The 19,436-nt window shown below is 33.5% G+C and carries 23 protein-coding genes; 5 read left to right on the top strand and 18 right to left on the bottom strand.

Annotated features, from left to right (window positions below):
• Positions 1-40: 40 nt before the first annotated feature.
• A complete protein-coding gene (locus ACM6UH_RS04195; protein WP_011302588.1) occupies positions 41-292 on the top strand; it encodes a hypothetical protein in 252 nt (83 codons plus the stop codon).
• Here the strand turns inward: ACM6UH_RS04195 and ACM6UH_RS04190 are convergent.
• On the bottom strand, positions 289-1,050 hold the full coding sequence (locus ACM6UH_RS04190; RefSeq protein WP_002482599.1) for a VOC family protein: 762 nt from the start codon (positions 1,048-1,050) through the stop codon (positions 289-291). The two genes, ACM6UH_RS04195 and ACM6UH_RS04190, sit on opposite strands and share 4 nt — an antisense overlap.
• A gap of 395 nt (positions 1,051-1,445) precedes the next feature.
• On the opposite strand from ACM6UH_RS04190, the gene ACM6UH_RS04185 reads away from it, so the two are divergent.
• A complete protein-coding gene (locus ACM6UH_RS04185) occupies positions 1,446-1,877 on the top strand; it encodes a MarR family winged helix-turn-helix transcriptional regulator (protein WP_011302586.1) in 432 nt (143 codons plus the stop codon).
• A gap of 4 nt (positions 1,878-1,881) precedes the next feature.
• Entirely contained in the window at positions 1,882-3,093 is a 1,212-nt protein-coding gene (locus tag ACM6UH_RS04180; protein WP_048787458.1) for an MFS transporter, read from the top strand.
• Between the two features lie 223 nt (positions 3,094-3,316).
• Here the strand turns inward: ACM6UH_RS04180 and ACM6UH_RS04175 are convergent, their stop codons facing one another.
• From ACM6UH_RS04175 to ACM6UH_RS04145, 7 genes are all read right to left on the bottom strand, one after another.
• Entirely contained in the window at positions 3,317-3,667 is a 351-nt protein-coding gene (locus ACM6UH_RS04175) for a transcriptional regulator, SarA/Rot family (protein WP_002482596.1), read from the bottom strand.
• A 401-nt stretch (positions 3,668-4,068) separates the two neighbouring features.
• Positions 4,069-5,091 carry a GTP 3',8-cyclase MoaA gene (gene moaA, locus ACM6UH_RS04170; protein ID WP_011302584.1) on the bottom strand — a complete coding sequence of 341 codons (1,023 nt, stop codon included), beginning with the start codon at positions 5,089-5,091 and terminating at the stop codon, positions 4,069-4,071.
• Between the two features lie 14 nt (positions 5,092-5,105).
• Positions 5,106-5,714, bottom strand: coding sequence for a molybdenum cofactor guanylyltransferase MobA (gene mobA / locus ACM6UH_RS04165; RefSeq protein ID WP_011302583.1), 609 nt, complete (start codon positions 5,712-5,714; stop codon positions 5,106-5,108).
• A 6-nt stretch (positions 5,715-5,720) separates the two neighbouring features.
• The gene (gene moaD / locus ACM6UH_RS04160) at positions 5,721-5,954 is read right to left on the bottom strand and encodes a molybdopterin converting factor subunit 1 (RefSeq protein ID WP_002482593.1); all 234 of its coding nucleotides are present in this window, start codon (positions 5,952-5,954) and stop codon (positions 5,721-5,723) included.
• A gap of 5 nt (positions 5,955-5,959) precedes the next feature.
• A complete protein-coding gene (locus ACM6UH_RS04155; RefSeq protein WP_011302582.1) occupies positions 5,960-6,406 on the bottom strand; it encodes a molybdenum cofactor biosynthesis protein MoaE in 447 nt (148 codons plus the stop codon).
• Positions 6,407-6,898, bottom strand: coding sequence for a molybdopterin-guanine dinucleotide biosynthesis protein B (gene mobB / locus ACM6UH_RS04150; protein WP_433911998.1), 492 nt, complete (start codon positions 6,896-6,898; stop codon positions 6,407-6,409).
• Positions 6,895-8,154, bottom strand: a complete 1,260-nt coding sequence (locus ACM6UH_RS04145) for a molybdopterin molybdotransferase MoeA (protein WP_011302580.1) — start codon at positions 8,152-8,154, stop codon at positions 6,895-6,897. Before ACM6UH_RS04145 ends, mobB begins: the two co-directional genes overlap by 4 nt.
• A gap of 64 nt (positions 8,155-8,218) precedes the next feature.
• Between ACM6UH_RS04145 and moaC the strand changes: the two genes are divergently transcribed.
• Positions 8,219-8,707: a cyclic pyranopterin monophosphate synthase MoaC gene (moaC, locus tag ACM6UH_RS04140; RefSeq protein ID WP_037537903.1), complete on the top strand. Its 489-nt coding sequence runs from the start codon at positions 8,219-8,221 to the stop codon at positions 8,705-8,707.
• 137 nt (positions 8,708-8,844) lie between these two features.
• On the opposite strand, the gene ACM6UH_RS04135 is transcribed toward moaC, so the two are convergent.
• A complete protein-coding gene (locus ACM6UH_RS04135) occupies positions 8,845-9,345 on the bottom strand; it encodes a MogA/MoaB family molybdenum cofactor biosynthesis protein (protein WP_011302578.1) in 501 nt (166 codons plus the stop codon).
• A 14-nt stretch (positions 9,346-9,359) separates the two neighbouring features.
• Positions 9,360-10,364 (bottom strand): ThiF family adenylyltransferase, encoded by a 1,005-nt coding sequence (locus tag ACM6UH_RS04130; RefSeq protein ID WP_011302577.1) that lies wholly within the window; start codon positions 10,362-10,364, stop codon positions 9,360-9,362.
• Positions 10,365-10,600: 236 nt separating this feature from the next.
• Here ACM6UH_RS04130 and cudC point away from each other — a divergent pair, with 236 nt between their 5' ends.
• A complete protein-coding gene (gene cudC, locus ACM6UH_RS04125; protein ID WP_002482586.1) occupies positions 10,601-11,167 on the top strand; it encodes a choline uptake/conversion transcriptional regulator CudC in 567 nt (188 codons plus the stop codon).
• 87 nt (positions 11,168-11,254) lie between these two features.
• On the opposite strand, the gene ACM6UH_RS04120 is transcribed toward cudC, so the two are convergent.
• The 8 genes from ACM6UH_RS04120 to ACM6UH_RS04085 all read right to left on the bottom strand — a co-directional run bounded on the left by ACM6UH_RS04120 (position 11,255) and on the right by ACM6UH_RS04085 (position 19,324).
• Positions 11,255-12,088, bottom strand: coding sequence for an MBL fold metallo-hydrolase (locus ACM6UH_RS04120; protein ID WP_011302575.1), 834 nt, complete (start codon positions 12,086-12,088; stop codon positions 11,255-11,257).
• Positions 12,089-12,253: 165 nt separating this feature from the next.
• The gene (locus ACM6UH_RS04115) at positions 12,254-12,859 is read right to left on the bottom strand and encodes an ATP-binding cassette domain-containing protein (RefSeq protein WP_011302574.1); all 606 of its coding nucleotides are present in this window, start codon (positions 12,857-12,859) and stop codon (positions 12,254-12,256) included.
• The gene (gene modB, locus ACM6UH_RS04110) at positions 12,860-13,531 is read right to left on the bottom strand and encodes a molybdate ABC transporter permease subunit (protein WP_047504400.1); all 672 of its coding nucleotides are present in this window, start codon (positions 13,529-13,531) and stop codon (positions 12,860-12,862) included. It abuts the gene before it with no gap.
• Between the two features lie 12 nt (positions 13,532-13,543).
• On the bottom strand, positions 13,544-14,341 hold the full coding sequence (gene modA / locus ACM6UH_RS04105) for a molybdate ABC transporter substrate-binding protein (RefSeq protein WP_206170441.1): 798 nt from the start codon (positions 14,339-14,341) through the stop codon (positions 13,544-13,546).
• Between the two features lie 182 nt (positions 14,342-14,523).
• Positions 14,524-16,014: a UDP-glucose--hexose-1-phosphate uridylyltransferase gene (galT, locus tag ACM6UH_RS04100; protein WP_069805205.1), complete on the bottom strand. Its 1,491-nt coding sequence runs from the start codon at positions 16,012-16,014 to the stop codon at positions 14,524-14,526.
• A gap of 3 nt (positions 16,015-16,017) precedes the next feature.
• Positions 16,018-17,019, bottom strand: a complete 1,002-nt coding sequence (gene galE / locus ACM6UH_RS04095) for a UDP-glucose 4-epimerase GalE (protein WP_048787457.1) — start codon at positions 17,017-17,019, stop codon at positions 16,018-16,020.
• Positions 17,020-17,054: 35 nt separating this feature from the next.
• Complete coding sequence (locus ACM6UH_RS04090) at positions 17,055-18,215, bottom strand: galactokinase (RefSeq protein ID WP_048787456.1); 1,161 nt, start codon at positions 18,213-18,215, stop codon at positions 17,055-17,057.
• 104 nt (positions 18,216-18,319) lie between these two features.
• On the bottom strand, positions 18,320-19,324 hold the full coding sequence (locus ACM6UH_RS04085; RefSeq protein ID WP_048787455.1) for a LacI family DNA-binding transcriptional regulator: 1,005 nt from the start codon (positions 19,322-19,324) through the stop codon (positions 18,320-18,322).
• Positions 19,325-19,436 lie beyond the last annotated feature (112 nt).

Raw genomic sequence — 19,436 nt, 5'->3', positions numbered from 1 at the left:
ATTTGATATACTATAATAAATTTAGAAATGAGGTGTAACTATGCGTAGTATTATTATTGGATTGTTTTTAATTATTAATTTAGTTTTCGTTATTCAAGCTTTTATTGAACCACTGACAATTTCATATTTAAGTCTAAGAATTATTTTAGCAGCATTAACTTTTGTCATATCTATTTACTTACTGTTATTGCGTACTAATAAGTTTTCAACTTATTTAACTATTTTAACACTTATTATTTCATTGATACACATATTCATTATCGCTCATAGTGCTTATATTTACATTTATTAATCTGCCTCAAATATATAACTTAACCCTCTTATAATTAAAGTATATGGAGAAGTCGTTTTACTATCTTTAATTGTTATTGATTTATATCCTGAGTTAGGACCATCACTTATTTTAAATATCAAATCATCATGTTTTAATTTAAGTATTGTGACTTTCTCATCTTCACTAACTATGTCCATATCAAACCAATGTTGCCATTTTTTCACAGTATGTGCGCGTTCGGTACTATGCAAATTAATGGATTTAATCATAAATTCTTTTTGGCGAAGTGCTTCTAATTTTTCATTCCTTTTTTGCTCGTTCTCATCCCACTGTATAAAGAACGGTGGCTTCACTCTATAGTCTGGATCTGCAATATATAATAATTTCCAGGATGTCTTATCACCTTTAATGTTTTCTCTGTGCATTTCAATCGGACCGATAACATCTATACCTTTTTCTTCTAAATCTTCCTTAAGTTGATTGATGTCAGCCGTACTTAAAGCTAATGTCTTCATTCCTTGACTATATTGGTCTTGCACAATTTTAGATGGGAATGATACACGCCCTTCATCCGATTTCACTATTTTTTGCAAAACTTCCGGTTTATAAACATCCAACAATTCTACGTAAGCATTTTCTAAATAAGCTAATCTATTAAATGTACCAAAACGCTCATGTTGTCCACCTTGGTTCAAAGTTAATAAATGACCTGGAAATTTAAAGTTCTCTAACTGATGAATATAATGGATAATATGATCTAATTTCAAATATTGCATTAATTTCTCTCCCCTAAGCTTCCTTTAGCTTCATCATAACAAATTGCATACGACTTTACTTCTCATAACACATCCATACAACTTTCTTTCATATTAAACTCACCAAATGTCGGCGCTTATTGTCACTTTTCCTCAACTATTTATACATTGACTCAATTACAAATGTGAGAAATGACAAATTTTCTGAAATTCCCACCAGCTTGCCCTCATTTCAATCACTATTTCTTCATTTATTATCAATGCATGATTTTTTATGTTCGCTTAAGTCTTTTTAACATCAAACAGGTTATAACTTGATTTTAAAAATAAAATACTATTGCTTTATCCTACAAAAAGGTTTACAATATTGTTTGTTGCTAAATAGGTTAGCCTAGCTAACTATTAAGGAGGATCTTATGGACTCACAAAGTATATTCAATCATCTAACAGCTATTTATAGACCCTACACTAAATTTTTCCAACCGGTATTTGAGGAATTTGATGTTTATCCCGCACAATGGTTGGTATTAAAAGATATTGCTCAAAACGCACCAACGACACTCGTTCAAATTTCAAAGCGTCGAGCAATTGAAAAACCAACTACAAGAAAGATTTTAAAAGTACTTTCTGATAAATCATTACTTACGATTGAACCTGGAGAAGATAAAAGAGAAAAATTATTATCTTTTTCTGAAAAAGGACAGCAACTTTATGGTGCAATCAATACACGTATATGTGATGTACAGGATAAAATTATTGAAAATACTGGTTTATCAGATGATGAACTTAACTATGCAATACAAGTCATTCAAAAGATCCATGAACAAATTATCAATATGGAGGAATAGTCAAATGAATCAATCCACTTCTCTGAAATCACCGATTTGGACAAAAAGTTTTAACATTAACTTTTTTACTAATTTTTTAATTAATCTATGTATGTATCTACTGATTGTTATTATTGCTAGTTATACAAAATCAGAGTACCACGCCTCAGATAGTGTTGCTGGACTAGTTACAGGGCTATTTATTATCGGCTCATTAATAGGTAGATTTACGACTGGTAAATATGTTAATAAAATTGGGCCTAAACGTATATTACTCATTGGTTTAGGCTTTTTATTAGTTACACAATTATTTTATTTTATAGAAGGTTCTTTAGCTTTCTTAATGGTAACTAGACTCGTTAATGGTATTGCTACAGGTATTACTACAACTGCTACAGGAACAATTGCAGCTTATGTCACACCAAATGACAGAAAGAGTGAAGGCATTAGCTTATTCTCCTTAAGTTTGGTCATAGGTGCAGCAATCGGACCATTCTTCGGTTTATTACTAATCAATAGCTTCCCTATTAAATTATTATTCACAATCTGCTTACTCTGTGGCATTATCAGCTTTATTATTTCTTTCTTTATTAAATTACAATTTGAAGTAGAAAGTAACACAGAGTCTAAAAAGCAAACGACTCAATCTAAAAAATTCAATATTAACAATTATATTGCAAAAGAGGCTGTACCCGTTGCAATTATCATGTTGATTTCCGGTTTAACCTATTCATCAATTCTTACATTTCTACAATTTTTTGCCCAAGAAATTAATCTTGTAACAATATCAAGTTACTTCTTTATATTCTATGCAATTGCTTCACTTATTACACGCCCAGTTGCTGGTCGATTAATGGATCAAAAAAACGAAAATGTAGTAGCTTATCCAGCATTCATATTCTTAATCATTACTTTCCTTACTTTAAGTATTACAAACAATGGTTGGTTACTCATAATTGCTGGTTTATGCTTAGGTGCTGGTTACGGCAATATTTCATCTTGTATGCAAGCCATTGCGATTAAAGTCTCACCGCCAGCTAAATATGGTATTGCGACTTCTACTTACTTTATTGGTCTTGATTTAGGTTTAGGATTTGGACCTTATGTATTAGGGTTCTTTACATCAGCTGTGAGCTACGCACAACTTTATGCAATAATGGCAATCATCGTTTTAATCACAGCGATCATTTACTACTTTGTACACGGCAGAAAAGTTAAAAATTTAAGTTCATTTTAATTAAAAAATTAGAGTCTGAGACACCGCTTGATGTCTCAGACTCTTTTTAGTTCGACAGTAAATAACTATAAAGTATATTCCCCTACGATATTAAGTTAGTAGATTTTCTGGATCAGTTAAGGTAATTCACTCCTAGCCATTCCTTATCGAATATAAACCTACAGAACTTTTATGGATATTTGATTGTAATCCTATCTGATTATTTTAATTTATGTATATCACACTATTGTGCTATTTGAATTTTTTCAATTTCATTGATAATGTCATCTAATAATTTACTCTGTATATCATTATAATAATAAAAAACTTGTCTTTCATCCGTTTCTGAACGCACTTTAGAAATGAGCTCTTTTTTATAAATTTTTCTAATAATAACGTCAATTTTACTCGTATCCCAAAGCATTTCAAAATGCAAGGTATCTCTTAACTCTTTACCGCTCATTTTCTTTGCTTCATACACTTTATACAATATGACAAATTCTTCTATTGATAAGCGATGTACAGATTTTAACCAATGCTTTAATTGACTTAATGCTCTTTCAGAATTTATAAAATATGATACTTTACTTTCCATAAAAAATGGCCTCCTTATTGACTACTCTCGTTGTGTTCTATGGCTTTATTTAATGAATAAGCTTCAAAAGTATTATATAACACTTTCTTCATTTAATCTATTATTTTTATTGAAACAGATAAATATTATCTTCAATTGAATATAATTTATATAATCTCAAATGAACATCTTAAAAAATTTGTATTACTCAATATCTTTAGACATAAATTAACAAATTTTATCTATTTTATATTTTGCGAAATTAAATATCATTAAAGGTTAAGCATCCTATCATTTTGACCTTGAAATTTATTAAAAGGCAATTAAAAATAGGCATCTTTCCATTTTCAATTCAGTCATCTACTGCCTAAATGAAAAAAATCTGAGACATCTATTTTGTCCCAGACTCATTTCATTTTTTATTATCCACCTATATAATTCATGTTTATTTTTTTACGTTTTCTATTTGCAACTGTTTGTTCAGTTCGTTCATCAGAATAGCGGTCATCTCTGATATTCCATAATGCTTTAAATTGTTCGAATAATTCATTATCAGTTGCGCCATTGCGCATAAATGACTTAACATTAAATCCATCTACAGTACTAAATAAACATCCATAAAACTTACCATCTGATGAAAGACGTGCACGTGTACAAGTAGAACAGAATGACTGAGAAACACTTGTTATCAAACCAAATTGTGCTTTATTATCTTTATGCTGATAATATTTTGCAACTTCACCATAATATTTCGGTGCCACTGGCTCAATATCAAAATTCTGCTCTATCATTTCAAGCATTTCGTCTTTTGACACAACTTTACTAAAGTCCCAACCATTATCATTACCAACGTCCATAAATTCAATAAATCGAATTTGTACATCTTTATCTTTAAAGTATTGCACCATAGGTACGATCTGGTCATCATTTACACCTTTTTGTACCACTACATTTACTTTCACTTGAAATCCTATAGCAACTGCATAATCAATTTGTTGTAAAATCGTAGAAGCCTTAATATTTCTATTGTTTATGGCTTGGAACACAGCATCGTCTATTGCATCTAGGCTGACATTGATACGTCTCAAGCCAGCATCGTATAATTTTTGACCGTGTTTTTTTAATAATAAACCATTTGTCGTTAAACCAATATCTTCTACACCTTCTAATTGATTTAACTGGTATATCAATTTATCTAAATCACGTCTTAGTAATGGTTCCCCACCTGTAATTCTTATTTTTTTCACACCTAATTGCGTGTATACCTGTGCAATACGTACCATTTCATCAAAGGTAAGCAACTCATCTTTAGGTAAGAATACAAAGTCATCACCAAATATTTCTTTCGGCATGCAATAATCACAACGGAAATTGCAACGATCTGTAACTGACAGTCTTAAATCACGAATCGGACGTCCAAGTTTATCAGTTATTTGCTCTACCATAACATTAGGTCCCCTTATCTATTTAATATATCTTGTTGTAAAGAGTCCAAATCTTGTTGATAATTAATATTTTTGTACCAATAATCTGGTGATTCAATTAAATTTACATCTAACCAATCACTTTTCACTTTATTATAAACACTTTTCAAACTATAATCGTTTGAATTTAATGCATCATCAATATATGGCAATGTGTGCGGACTATAAAAAGCAATAGTCGGTATGGGTCTGCCCTTTTCCTTAAACCCAGCGATATCTAATTGGTCTTCTATAAGGTGTTCTACCATGAATTGATATAGTTTACTCACAGCTTTTTGAGAAATCATAGGTGTATCAACCGACACAACAAAGAACAGTTCCTCACTTTCATAATGCTGAATGACTGACTGAATACCTGCCAAAGGACCTTTATCCTTATTTTGATCTTCATCAATAATAATATCAGAATGATCAAATTGAGATGCTAATGTCTCATTTGTACTGATAATAATTTGATTAAACATATTTGTACCCTCTAAAACGTCAATAATACGCTTATAAAATGGTTGCGCATTTATTTGAGCAAAAGCCTTTGGTTCGCCGAATCTTTCTGATTGTCCTCCGGCAAGTATAATTGCTTTCATGTCTTTTTACCCTCCGCTAACTGGTGGAATTAATGCCACTGTATCATCTTGATGTACGATGTCATCACTTTTGACGAATTCTTCATTTACTGCAATTTGAAATTGCTTATCCTTGATTTGAGGATAACGTTCAAATAAATCTTTAGTAAAATCATCTACCGTAATATCATAACTTAAATCAATTGTTTCAGTCTGTTTAGCTAAAATTTCTTTTAATTCTGCAAAGTATAGTATTTTCATAATTACTATTCCCCCTCAACTGCATCATTGTGATTCCCATGTTGATGCCCTTGCCATTGAGCGCCATCTTCCCATATTTCCTTTTTCCATATAGGCACGATTGCTTTGATTCGTTCAATAGCATATTCATTTGCGCGATATGCATCCTTTCGATGTGGCGAGGAAACACTGATAATTACAGCAATATCAGATATATTCAGTGGTCCAATTCTATGAACAATTGCTGTTTTTGTTCCAGGCCATTTCTGTGATATTTCGTCTCCAATTTGAGCGAGTTTCTTCTCAGCCATAGGAATATATGCTTCATATTCTAAGTATTCTGTTTTAACACCTTTCGTCCACTCTCTTACATGACCTGTAAAAACAACTACCGCGCCTTGATTTTCATCTAGGACATAATCTCTATATGGCTCAGTTTGTATCGGGTCACACTTCACTTCGAATTGCTTCATTTAATGCATTCCTTCTATTTTAAAATAATGAAATAGCCATTGATTATAAAGCGTCAATGCATCTGTATCGGCCAAATTCACATAGTATTTTACATTCGTTAGATGGCTTAGACTTTGACGTTCTTTCTCATCTTGATAAACAACTACTTTATCAAATGGTGCAGATTTAAAGCCTTCTACGAGTATCACGTTACAATCTATTGTAACAGATTCGCTGATGATTTCCTCAAGACTTTGATTTTCTTTTCTTGTTACCGACTGTTGATAAGACTTACCTTGTACAATACTTTGATCAGCACCTGCATTAAAATGTTTCATATGGTCAACTTGATCATTTTGTAATGTGATATCCGCTTCTTGATTAACTAATTGGTTAAATCCGTGATGTTTAACAGTTGCCACTGTTAACAAATGTGATTTTAAAAATTGGATTGTATGTGACATTAACGTCGTTTTTCCAGCGTTTTTATAACCCACAATTTGTAGCATCATATAAAACATGTCTTTTCGTATGCTTGTGATTCCGTCAATATGACGTTAACCGTATGTCCTTGACTATAACCTCTCGTTCCACCTGGAAGCATAATCATAGCATTACTATGGGCTATCGCAACTACAGCGCCTGATTTATTAAACCCTGATGGTACTACCGTCATTTCTTTTCCATTCAACGTCGCTGTGGCACGTATAAATCTTGTGAATGGGTTCGCCTTTTTAAAATCTTCCATTAATGTCGCTTGTATTACTTGAGGATATATTGCATTAGCACCCATCATATGAAGTGCTGCCGGTTTAACATATAACTCAAAACCAGTATAGCAAGCCGATGGATTCCCAGATAATCCAAATAGATAGGTTTCATTTGCAACTGCTACAGTCGTAACACTACCTGGTCGCATCGCTATTTTATTGAATAGTACTTCTGCGTTTAATGCTTCATATATTTGTGGCAGATAATCGAAATCACCCACCGACACGCCACCAGTCGTAATGACAATATCATGTTTAGCCATTGCTTCTTTTACGACTTGAATACTACTGTCCAAATCATCTTCTTGAATTTGATATGCAATAGCACTTAACCCTAATTTTTGCGATAAGGCTGTAATCATAGGACCATTTGAATTCCTAATTTTTCCTGGTTCTAAAGCATCATTCACATCCAATAACTCACTACCAGTAGCTATAACACCTACACTTGGCTTTTTATTTACTTTTACTTGTGTATAACCGTAAGTTGCTAATACAGCAATGGCACCGGAATTAATTAATTGCCCCTTTTCCAGTACGATATCTCCTATCTCTGTTTCCTCACCCTTTAAAGAAACATTTTCATTTGGCTCAAAGGTTTTTCTCAAAGTAAAACTATGTCCGTTTTCAACAGTTTGTTCTAACATAACCACTGCATCTGCACCTTCTGGTAGAGCAGCCCCTGTCATAATCCGAACCGCCTCGAAAGCGCCTACCGTTTTATCAGAAACAGATCCTGCTCCAATATGATCAATCACATTAAAGCTTACACGTTGTTCACCACTAGCACCTACCGTATCCTTACTGCGAATAGCAAAGCCATCATAGGGAGATTTATTAAACCGTGGAATTTCATATGTCGCAATGATATCTTCGGCTAAAATATGATGGATACTCTCATTTAATGGAACTTCTACTTGTTGCGTATAAATCGATTGATTGACTACACGTTCAATTGCTTCACTTACAGGAATTGGCGTTCTTTTTTCTACTGGCATTTTAAATCTACTCCTTACATAAATTAATTTCGTGATATACTAAGAAACGATTAGGAGGGATATTTTGTCTGAATTTACGCATATAAATCACCAAGGCAATGCTAAAATGGTAGATGTTTCAGAAAAAAACATTTCTAAACGTACTGCAATTGCACATTCAAGTATCACAGTTAACTCGGAAATTTATAAACAAATTGTCGAACATACAAATCAAAAAGGGAATGTTTTAAATACTGCTCAAATTGCGGGTATTATGGCCGCTAAAAATACTGCAGATATTATTCCTATGTGTCACCCATTACCACTAACTGGCATAGATGTAACATTTGATTGGCAAGAAAATGAACAATCATACACACTTAATATACAGACGATTGTCTCTACTACAGGTAAAACTGGCGTTGAAATGGAAGCACTAACCGCTGCTACTGCTGTTGCCCTTACCGTATATGACATGACAAAAGCATTAGATAAAAGTATGGTAATCGGTGAAACCTATCTGTTATCCAAATCAGGTGGGAAATCAGGCGACTATCAGCGCCAAGATAATTAAAGATAGTGACTCCTTGAATTACCCAAAGTAAACTGAAGTCATGACCATCATTTTTTAGCAGCAACTATATAAACTAAGCGCGAAGTGTCGCAATTCTGTTAAATAAATCAGAATTCAAGTTACACTTGGCGCTTTTATTATTTAGTTATTTCTTTCACTAGGTGATTTAATTCTGGTTTTATCAACTTGTTCAACGCTAATTTAACAGCGCCTGTTGAACCAGGAATACTAAATATCAACTTATCTCCAACTGCACCTGCAATCGCTCTTGATAAAAGTGCACGTGTTCCAACGTCTTCGGTATAACTCAAATATCTAAATAATTCACCAAAACCCTCAATTTCTTTTGTGATTAGTGCTGATACAGCTTCTATTGTAACGTCCCTCTGAGCAATCCCTGTACCACCAGTTGTAATAATGACATCTATATCTTCCTTTAACCATTCTCGTAATTGTTTTTGAATTAAGTCTTGTTCATCTTTAACAATTCGATAATGCTCACTAGCAATACTTACATTCAATTCTGAAAGTAGTGATTGAGCCAATTGCCCCCCCTTATCCGTTTCATAATCTCTTGTATCAGAAACGGTTAAAATAGCACATTTTATATCTTTGTCTAATTGCACATTTGTATGCACGATGCCCACCTCATTTATCCAAATAATTGATTTATTAATTTAATTGCTTCTTGTGGTTGCTTCATGCCATGTATCAGCATACGTCCACCTTTAAAACTGACGATACGATAACCTTTATATTGAAATTGAATGATATAAGGGTTACGTTTAAATGCGATTTTGTGTTGATTTAAAAATACACCTAGCATTTCCTGGGAAATATTAGGGTTTTCATATTGCACCGTATCTCTTCCACACAAACTAACATACTGACGTTTGGTTTCATTTAAATGGGGATATGTTGGATTTTGACCACAAGTTGGACAATTTGTTCTATATAATTTACTAAATCCAAAGCTAAAATGTGTACCTTCCCATAAATCACCATAAGTCAATTTAGTATCAGGCGTATGTTCTATCAATAGTTTCAATGCATCGCGTATTTGTAAACTTGTCGTCATCGTTACAGCGGGTTGTATAACACCTACCGTATCACACGTCATATTGATGGTTGGCAATTGTGGTACCATGCAATTAAAGCACGGTGTTGTGCCAGGTATAAATGCAGCTTCTATATAAGTACTTTGCACTACACCACCATAAATCCACGGTATATTCTGTTGATACGCATAGTCATTAATTAATTGCCGCGTTTCAAAATTATCTGTAGCATCTAAAATCAAAGAAATATTTGTAGCATGCGCTTCTAAAAATTGACGATCAACATGTGCGATATGACTGTGTATGACGACATCTTTACGAATTGCTAATAATTTTGTTTCTGCAGCAATGACCTTAGGCAATGCTGCATCTGCATCCGCTTCTGAAAATAATGTTTGCCTTTGAAGATTACTGTATTCAATATAATCTCTATCCACAATCGTAAGTTCACCTATGCCAGAGCGCACTAAACCCTCTGCAAGATGTGTACCTAAAGCACCCATACCAACAATAAGTACATGCTGTCTCTTAATTTTATCCTGTCCGTCTGATCCAATATGTTTAAATAACATTTGTCTTGAATATCGATCCTGTGTCACACGAATAACCCTCTCTTCACATCATTATTTCTATTATAAATCTTGGTCTCCAATGTAACAACGGTTTAAAATTAATATTGTTATAAAGTAGTGTTTCCCCTTATCTTTATTCAGCTCTAATACGTGTTTTTATTTTATCTTTCATTAATATAGACAAGTATTTTCAACATTCTGAACATATCCTATTATCTTAACTTCATGGTACAATGAATCAAATATTATTTTGAGGTGAATTCATGGCGCGATCAAAAAACTTTGAACAACTATTAGAAGAAGCGAAAGATATCGTAATTAACTCTATTGGAGAAACAATGGATCTTTACGGTGTCAATCGGAGCGTAGGTAATCTTTATGGCACGATGGTTTTCGAACAAAAAAGCATGACATTAGATGAAATGCGTTATGAGTTACAAATGAGTAAACCAAGTATGAGTGCCGGTGTTAAACGACTACAAGAATTTGATGGTGTAAAGCAACAATTTATTAGAGGTAGCAGAAAACAACACTTTACAGCAGAAAAAGATTTCTTTACGTTTTTCGGTAATTTTTTCTCGCAAAAATGGAATCGTGAAATCAAATTAAATTTAGAAGCCATTCAACGAGCAGAAAAATTACTCTTCCCTATTATTGATTCTGAAGATGCAGAACCAGAATGGATTGAAGATGCCAATAAAATGTTAGAACAAATTGAACATTCCAAAGTCTATTACGCTTGGCTATCTACACTTTCCGAAGCACTACATTCCGGAGAAATTTTTGATTATTTTCCTATTCCAAATCAAACTAGCGCTTCACAAAGCTGATCAATATTTAACTAAAAAAGTACCCTTCTCCATTTCACTTTGTTGTGTCGGCTTTGAAGGGTACTTTATTAATGGTTGTTGCCATATTTATTCTATTGTAATTTGTAAACCATCGTAAGCAATGGTAGTCAACAATCCTTCCTCTTTTAATTGCTGTTCTAATTGTTCAATGTGTGTTTCATTTAAGTTTTCCGTTGCTTCTATGTGTGTAAAGTAAGTGTGTGTTGCATTGATTTCACGCGCGATAGTCACACTTTCTTGAAAAGTAATTTCACCTAACGCTGCTAGCATACCATTTTCGTGAATTCGTTCTTCGGTAACTGGATTAACTTCATTACTACCAAATGGTAAAATCGCAACATCAACGTTCTTCAATTTTTCTATTGGGTGATAACCTTTAATTTCATCCGGGATAATTAAAATGCGTAATGTGGATGTCGTAATATAAAATCCAAATGCAATGTCTTCTGCTAGCTGAATCCACTCTATAGTCGTTTCACCTATCTTTATTTGACCATTGTTAGGAATAATCTCTTTTTCAATTACACCTAAATCGCCTAGATAGTTTAAATGATCCCAATGACCAAAATATTTTTTAAAATCATTTACATGTTGCTCTGTAAGGATTATTTTCGATTTTTTGGATTGTGGTACTTTATTTATAAAATCAAAATTTAATGTTTCCCAAATTCTTATACCCATCGTATGATCAGGATGCCAATGCGAATATATGCCATATTTTATATCATAAATTTCTGAACGGCGTAATTGATAAAATATATCCTCAGAAGTATCAATTAATAATTGGAGGTCATGTATATAAATAGCTGGTCCAGTTCTATGTATTGCTTGTGAATGTTGCGAATGGGACTTATAAAGTGACGGAAACCCACCTGCTGTTCCTAAAAATTCTATCTTCATATATACACCCCTTCTAAAATAAAATGATGCTTATTATCATTTAAATTGATCAAAAAATACATTCATATTATAGATATTTGTCTTATACTTTTAAAAAAACCTGTATAACTATTATCTATGTCATACAGGTTTTTAAGTATTGAAGTTTATATTTGGAAAATGATTTTAGCCAATAGTGATGATTTCATGCGCTAGTGAGGTGGCCTCATAATTTGAATGTGTAACAAAGATAATAGGAATTTGCCACTTTTCAAATATACGTTGCACAAGTTGGATACTTTCATGCTTAGTCGAATCGTCTAGACTTGAAAATGGTTCATCTAACAGAATCAAGTCTGGCTTTGTACTCAGTGTTCTAGCTAAAGCCACGCGTTGTGCTTCTCCACCTGATAAACGCATAGGATATTGATCTTTTAGGTGATCAATATTTAGTTGTTTCATCAATTTATCAATATGATCAGAAGGTTGTGCCATGAAAGTAATATTTTGATAGACATTCATGTTAGGAAAAAGTTGGTAATCTTGGAAAAGATAGCCAATATTTCTTTTTTGAATTTTCTCATAAATCGCATGCGCTGAATCTGAAATAATACGTTTATTCAATTGTATAAATGCGCTGTCAGGTTGTCTTAAACCCGCTATCATATTCAATATTGTCGTCTTGCCAATACCGGATGGTCCTTTAATTGCATATATCTTTGGTTTATCATCATTAATTTGTATGCTTAATGGTGTTGCTTTAAGCTGATGTTTCAGATGTATATGTAACAATTAATCAACCTCCCGATAACGATCTTTATTTAACAAATTAATTGTACCTATAACAGTTATCGCAAATGCTACCAATACAATTACCCATAACCATGCTTGATTTTCCTTACCTTGTTCAACCAAGAAATAAATCTCTAAAGGTAATGTATTCGTCTTGTTTGGAATATAGCCAGCCACCATAAGCGTAGCGCCAAATTCACCGATTGCTCTCGCAAAGCTCATCATTACCCCAGATAAGATTGCCCGTTTAGATAGCGGTAGAATTAATTTAAAAAATATTTTACTTTCACTGGCTCCCATTGTCCTAGCTGTATTTAGCATCTTATGATCTATACTGCGGAAGCCTTGTACAGTATGTTGGTACATCAATGGAAAACTGACGATCACAGAGGCAATGACTGCACCAGTCAATGTAAACACTACGGGTAAGTGTAATACATTAGCAAAAAATGCCCCAATATAGCTTCTTGGTGAAAACACAATGAGCAAGATGAACCCCATCACAGTCGGCGGTAAAACAATAGGTAAGACTATGATACTTTCTAAGATTCTAGCAATGATACCACGACGTCTATATAACCATTTTGAAATGAGTACGCCAATTAAAGTTACTATGATAGTACTTATAACGGCTACTTTAAGTGATATCCAAAATGGTGTAATATCTGGCATTGCTAAATCCTCCTATGCATCAAATTGATATTTTTTCAAAATATCTTTGGCCTTATCTGTTTTTAAGAAATCTATCCATTCTTTCGCTAACTTTTTATCCGTTGTAGTAGCTGCTTTATAAGTAATTGGTTTTTTCAAATCGGCTGTATTGATTTCTTTCACTTTACTACTACCATTTTGTTGTGATTGATATAAATCTGTTTTATACACATAACCTAATTGTGCATTACCTTTTTCAACATAGTTTAATACTTGACGCACATCTTTGGCATAAACTAAATTTGGTTTCACTTTATCGAATAAATGATTATCTTTTAAATATTGCTCAGCATATTTACCTGCAGGTACTGATTTCGCTTCACCGATGGCTAGCTTATCATCGCCTTGTATATCAGCCACTGAATGATAGTTACTATCTTTTTCACCAATTAATACTAATTGATTTTTAGCATACTCATATGTATTTTGCGCTTTGTCTTTATCAACTAGCCCATCCACATCTTTCGTATTTGCAGACATAAATACATCTACTGGTGCACCTTTTTCTATTTGTTGTCTTAAAGCACCTGAACCACCATAATTAAAAGAAACGTCTACATCTTTATGATCTTTTTTAAAAGCTTTTTCTAAGTCCTTAGTGACATCCGTTAGACTTGCTGCTGCAGAAACATGCAATTCTTGCTTAGCTTTTTCATCGCTTTTCGTTTTACTATCATCCTTATTATCACCGTTTGAACATCCTGCTAACATAAGGCATAAAGCAATCAATGAAATAATTAAATATTTAAATCTAATTTTCAAAATAATCATCCTTTTTCATTTTATTATATGCTTGTAATCAAGAAAATAAAAGAGCGGAGTGAAGAAATCAATGAGTCCAGTTTGATTTCTTCACTCCGCCTTGAGATAAAAATATTTTCAGTTTATAACATGTCATAAAATATAGCGCGTTTTTAAACATAGCCTAATCAATTCGACATGCGCTGCTTTTATTATAAATGTTTGATAAAGCGTTTAAATGCTTGGCGTCCAGTATCGGTGTTTTTAAAAACACCTGCATCTTCTAACACACGTTTAAATTTATAACCGACTTCTTTATCAACGATGTCGTCAACATTTTGTTTATTGATATCATAAGTGCGCTTCATATTTTCAGCCCATTGCTGGTGTATACCTAAATCAAATTGGTTATCACCCACAAGATACGTTTTTACTTGTTGTAATTCCTCTTTTAAGCGCCCTGGTAATATCGCCGTACCCATCACTTCTATTAAACCGATGTTCTCTTTTTTAATATGTTGTACATCCTCATGTGGATGGAATATCCCATCTGGAAATGCTTCGGAAGTTTGATTATCTCTTAAAACAATATCTAATTCATATTGTGATTGTCTATAACGTGCAATCGGTGTTACAGTATGATGTCTTTCACCATCTTTACTAAATGCCCTTACATCTATCGTTTCATCTGAGTATTGATTCCACGTATTCATGACATATGTTGCTGCATTAATGAGTTCATCGCGATTTTCGCTTTTTAATCGAATCACACTCATTGGCCAATTCAACGTACTCGCTGTTACCGATGAAAATTGATTCATTGTAAACCGCTCTATTTCTGCCGCATTATCCATAGGAAATACATGTTTGCCGGCCTGATAATGATTATGTGATAAAATCGATCCACCAACTAATGGAATGTCTGCATTAGATCCAATAAAATAATGTGGAAATTGTTCAATAAACGCTAACAAATTAACAAATGTTTGTTTATTAATTTCCATAGGCACATGGTGTTCAGATAACACAATGCTATGCTCTGGAAAATAAGCATATGGTGAATATTGGAATCCCCACGACTTTCCGTCTAATTTCAATCGTATAATACGATGATTCGTACGAGCTGCTTGTGTAACCGAGCCTTGGTAGCCTTCATTTTCAATACATAGTGCACATTTAGGATAATGTTTAGCTGGTTCAGCTTTAGCTTTCGCAATTTGCTTTGCATCTTTTTCAGGTTTAGATAAATTGATTGTAATTTCAATATCACCGTATTCTGTTTCTACTTCATAATTAATATTATTAGCAATGGCATCTTCTTTTACATAATGATTCCGTCTAGTTATTTCATAAAAATAATTAGTAGCTGTTTCCGGTGATTTTTTATAGGCTTCTACAAAATTTCGATTAATAACTGAAGGTCGAGGTGTTATTAAATCTAATATTTGTGCTTCAACGATTTCTTTTTTATATAATGCATCTTCTAGGCAGTTTTCATTAACTGCTTGTTCAATCCAATACTGAGCAATCGCATTTGCAGTGGCATCTTGGTTTAGTGGTGATTCATTATCAACATCAATACCTATTGCATTTAAAATTCGGAGCAGTTGATTTTGAATATAAATGTTATCTTCTTGTTCATAATCACCAAATGCAATTGCCTGTGTGACAAATTGCTGTACTAATTGTTGATTTAATAACATGCCTTATACCTCCGTATCTTCTTGATAACCGTTTGGATGTTGATTATGCCAGCGCCAAGCTGAATCAATAATGTCATGTATATTATCATGTTTTGGTTTCCAACCAAGTATTGATTGTGCTTTATCACTTGATGCAACTAATTTACTAGGGTCTCCAGCTCTTCTAGGTCCAACCTTCGCTTCAATTGGTTTGTTTGTCACCTTTCGAGCCGCTTCTAATATCTCAAATACTGAGTACCCTTGACTACTTCCTAAATTAAATGCGCCAGATTCCCCACCATTTTGTAAATGTTGGTAAGCTAAAATATGTGCATCTATTAAGTCGACAACGTGAAGGTAGTCACGAATACATGAACCATCTTCCGTATCATAGTCATCACCAAATATCGTTAATGCTTCTCTTTGTCCCAATGCAACTTGTAATACAATTGGCACTAAATGCGTCTCTGGACGGTGGTCTTCACCTATAGTGCCCTCTTCTTTTGCACCCGCTACATTAAAGTAACGCAAGGCTGCATAATTAACACCGTAAGCATTGTGACTCCAATGCATCATTTTTTCCATCATTAACTTACTTTCACCATAAGGACTCGTCGGTGTTTTAGAATCTGCTTCAGTAATAGGCACTGTATCTGGTTCTCCATATACTGCTGCAGTTGAGGAAAAGATAATATGTTTTACTTGATGATCATACATGACTTCTAATAACACTTGTAAACCATTCACATTATTGTTGAAATACGCTAACGGCTTCTCAACAGATTCACCTACTAACGAATATGCACAGAAATGGAAGACACCTTCTATTGTTTCAGTTGTAAACACCTGATCTAAAAATGGCTTATCACGTATATCGCCTTCATAAAATCGTGCATCTTTATTTACAGCTACACGATGACCTGTCCCTAAATTATCTACAACAACGACGTCGTAACCTCTACTTATTAATTGATCCACCGCATGACTACCAATATATCCAGCGCCACCTAATACTAAAACAGACATATTCAAAATCCTTTCTTTTAATCATTTTGTATTGCTTACAAAGCCTTTACGCCATCACTTATACCCACATGATAAAACGAAGGTGCATAACCAATTTTATCAATATATGCTTTTGATACTTCATCTTCTAACTTCTGTATACTATTTTTATCCACTAAAGCAATGGCACATCCTGCAAAACCAGCACCTGTCATTCTTGCGCCTAATACACCCTCTACTTGCTGAGCTGTTTCAGCTAAGGTATCTAATTCAATACCTGTAACTTCGTAGTCTTCTTTTAATGATTTGTGTGATGCATTGAGTAATTGCCCAAATTGTTCAAAGTTATTATCAGCCAATGCTTTATGTGCAAGCTTCGTTCTCTCATTTTCTGAAATCGCGTGTTTGGCACGTCTACATACGACCTCATCAGTAATAAATGATTGGTACTTCTCAAATTGCGCTAAAGATAATTCACCTAAAGATGTGATTTCTAATTGCTGCTGTAATTGTGAGAGTGCGTTTTCACACTCAGATCTACGTTCATTATATTTACTTTCAGTTAGTGAACGTCTTTTATTTGTATTCATAATTGAGATGACATAATCTCCAAATTTAGCAGGTACATAGTCAAAATCAAGTGTAGCGGTGTCTAATAATATGGCATGCTCTGCTTTACCCATACCAATAATAAATTGGTCCATTATACCTGAATTCACACCCATAAATTTATTTTCAACGACTTGTCCTAATTTAATTAGTTGTAAGCGCTCTAAATGCAAATTAAATAATTGTTTAATTAGCCAGCCAGTTAGTAATTCAATAGAAGCTGATGACGATAAACTCGCACCATTCGGTATATTTCCTTCAACTAAAATATTGAATCCTTGGTTGATATCATTAAATTCTTCTTTTAAATATTTAACGACACCCTTAGGGTAGTTTGCCCAATCGTGTTGCTCGTTAAATTCAAGTTCATCTAATGTAAAAGATACAATACCTGTATCTTCAAAATTATTTGAATATAATTGAATGATACGATCCGTTCTTTTAGATGCTAAACCATATGTCCCCAGTTCTATTGCAGCTGGAAATACATAACCACCGTTATAATCAGTATGTTCCCCAATTAGATTAATTCGTCCCGGTGCAAACGCCCTCACATCTGCTTTTACATCAAATAAAGATTCAAACTTTTTGTGCATTTCCTGTAACATAAGCTTTCCACTCCTTTTTCTAAACCATCTCACATACCTATCGGCCCTTTAGTAAACACAATTAAAGTTTACTTGTTTACTAAATGTTTTGTCAATAAAGTTAACTATACTTTAAATGTGTTTCTTGCTTTGAGTTGCGCTTCTACAACAACATGAATTGCGATTTGCCTTGTGTTATTGATACGTTCTTCTGCCATTCTGACAGCAGTTCTCCCAAATTCATCGACAGGAATATGCACGCTACTAATAGAAGGCACTGCATATTGAATCACTTCTAAATCATTAAAACTAATTAATTTCACTTCTTCAGGGATTGCTTTTTTATTTAGTTGCAATTGTTGTAAAATACCGATTGCAATCATATCGTTGCCAGCAATAAATACTTGAGGAAACGCATGATCACTTTCTAAATAAACTTTCACTGCATCCTCTCCCTGTGTTTTTCCCCATCCATTGAGTAACACTATTTCTTCGACGTCATGTTTTTCACACCATGATTGATATGCTTGGTATCTAACATCTGCTGCGTTAGTAGTTGTTATACCATTCAACTCTCGTATTGTATGGTGCCCACCAATATATGCAATTTTCGTTAGACCTTTATCTAAAATGCGATTAAGCAGTTCTGTCATTGCATCATCCAAATCAGAATACACAGCATCAATAGATTTAGGTGTATTTGGATTATTAATGACCACCATGTTAGCGTTGTGCGTTTTCAATTTGTTCAATGCATCTACAGAAAAATTCCCAATTACAATAATGGCGCCTGCATTTTCAATTTTGTTTAAATCGATATGATCTTGTTGCCCATCAATTCTAATTGTGTGCTTAAGGGATAAGTTTAATCTTTTAACTTCTGCTTCTATCGCTAATCGGATTTCTCTATAATATGGATCCGACATTTCTTTCTCTCGAGAAGCGTATGTAATAATTTGGATACGTTTATTTTTTCTAGTAACTTTTTCGTATTGTAACGCTTGTGCGATTTGATGTATGCGTGTCCGCGTTTCTTTAGCAACGGATAAAGTTGGATCATTGTTTAAAACACGTGAAACAGTACCTGGACTTACTTCAGCTTGACGTGCAATATCCCTAATACTTGCCATTCATGTATCACCTCTATTAGTATTGTTTACCTTTAGTTTACTTCTCACTTTATGTTAAATCAATTGTGACGTAACTAAATCTGATTAATCGTTAAAAGCAACTTATAAACAG

The sequence above is a fragment of the Staphylococcus sp. LKG4-2 genome (genome assembly GCF_050955665.1).
Classification (GTDB): Bacteria; Bacillota; Bacilli; order Staphylococcales; family Staphylococcaceae; genus Staphylococcus; species Staphylococcus saprophyticus.
Note: the sequence above shows the minus strand (reverse complement) of the source record. Positions and strands in the feature narration are given on the sequence as shown.

Excerpts from the sequence above, each read along its gene's own strand:
- galE (WP_048787457.1), bottom strand. The coding sequence starts at position 17,019 with ATGTCTGTTTTAGTATTAGGTGGCGCTGGATATATTGGTAGTCATGCG.
- ACM6UH_RS04185 (WP_011302586.1), top strand. The coding sequence starts at position 1,446 with ATGGACTCACAAAGTATATTCAATCATCTAACAGCTATTTATAGACCC.
- ACM6UH_RS04145 (WP_011302580.1), bottom strand. The coding sequence starts at position 8,154 with ATGCCAGTAGAAAAAAGAACGCCAATTCCTGTAAGTGAAGCAATTGAA.
- ACM6UH_RS04120 (WP_011302575.1), bottom strand. The coding sequence starts at position 12,088 with ATGAAGATAGAATTTTTAGGAACAGCAGGTGGGTTTCCGTCACTTTAT.
- moaA (WP_011302584.1), bottom strand. The coding sequence starts at position 5,091 with ATGGTAGAGCAAATAACTGATAAACTTGGACGTCCGATTCGTGATTTA.
- ACM6UH_RS04085 (WP_048787455.1), bottom strand. The coding sequence starts at position 19,324 with ATGGCAAGTATTAGGGATATTGCACGTCAAGCTGAAGTAAGTCCAGGT.
- moaD (WP_002482593.1), bottom strand. The coding sequence starts at position 5,954 with ATGAAAATACTATACTTTGCAGAATTAAAAGAAATTTTAGCTAAACAG.
- cudC (WP_002482586.1), top strand. The coding sequence starts at position 10,601 with ATGGCGCGATCAAAAAACTTTGAACAACTATTAGAAGAAGCGAAAGAT.
- mobA (WP_011302583.1), bottom strand. The coding sequence starts at position 5,714 with ATGAAAGCAATTATACTTGCCGGAGGACAATCAGAAAGATTCGGCGAA.
- ACM6UH_RS04195 (WP_011302588.1), top strand. The coding sequence starts at position 41 with ATGCGTAGTATTATTATTGGATTGTTTTTAATTATTAATTTAGTTTTC.
- ACM6UH_RS04180 (WP_048787458.1), top strand. The coding sequence starts at position 1,882 with ATGAATCAATCCACTTCTCTGAAATCACCGATTTGGACAAAAAGTTTT.
- ACM6UH_RS04155 (WP_011302582.1), bottom strand. The coding sequence starts at position 6,406 with ATGAAGCAATTCGAAGTGAAGTGTGACCCGATACAAACTGAGCCATAT.
- mobB (WP_433911998.1), bottom strand. The coding sequence starts at position 6,898 with ATGATGCTACAAATTGTGGGTTATAAAAACGCTGGAAAAACGACGTTA.
- ACM6UH_RS04175 (WP_002482596.1), bottom strand. The coding sequence starts at position 3,667 with ATGGAAAGTAAAGTATCATATTTTATAAATTCTGAAAGAGCATTAAGT.
- ACM6UH_RS04190 (WP_002482599.1), bottom strand. The coding sequence starts at position 1,050 with ATGCAATATTTGAAATTAGATCATATTATCCATTATATTCATCAGTTA.
- galT (WP_069805205.1), bottom strand. The coding sequence starts at position 16,014 with ATGTTATTAAATCAACAATTAGTACAGCAATTTGTCACACAGGCAATT.
- ACM6UH_RS04090 (WP_048787456.1), bottom strand. The coding sequence starts at position 18,215 with ATGTTACAGGAAATGCACAAAAAGTTTGAATCTTTATTTGATGTAAAA.
- modB (WP_047504400.1), bottom strand. The coding sequence starts at position 13,531 with ATGCCAGATATTACACCATTTTGGATATCACTTAAAGTAGCCGTTATA.
- modA (WP_206170441.1), bottom strand. The coding sequence starts at position 14,341 with ATGATTATTTTGAAAATTAGATTTAAATATTTAATTATTTCATTGATT.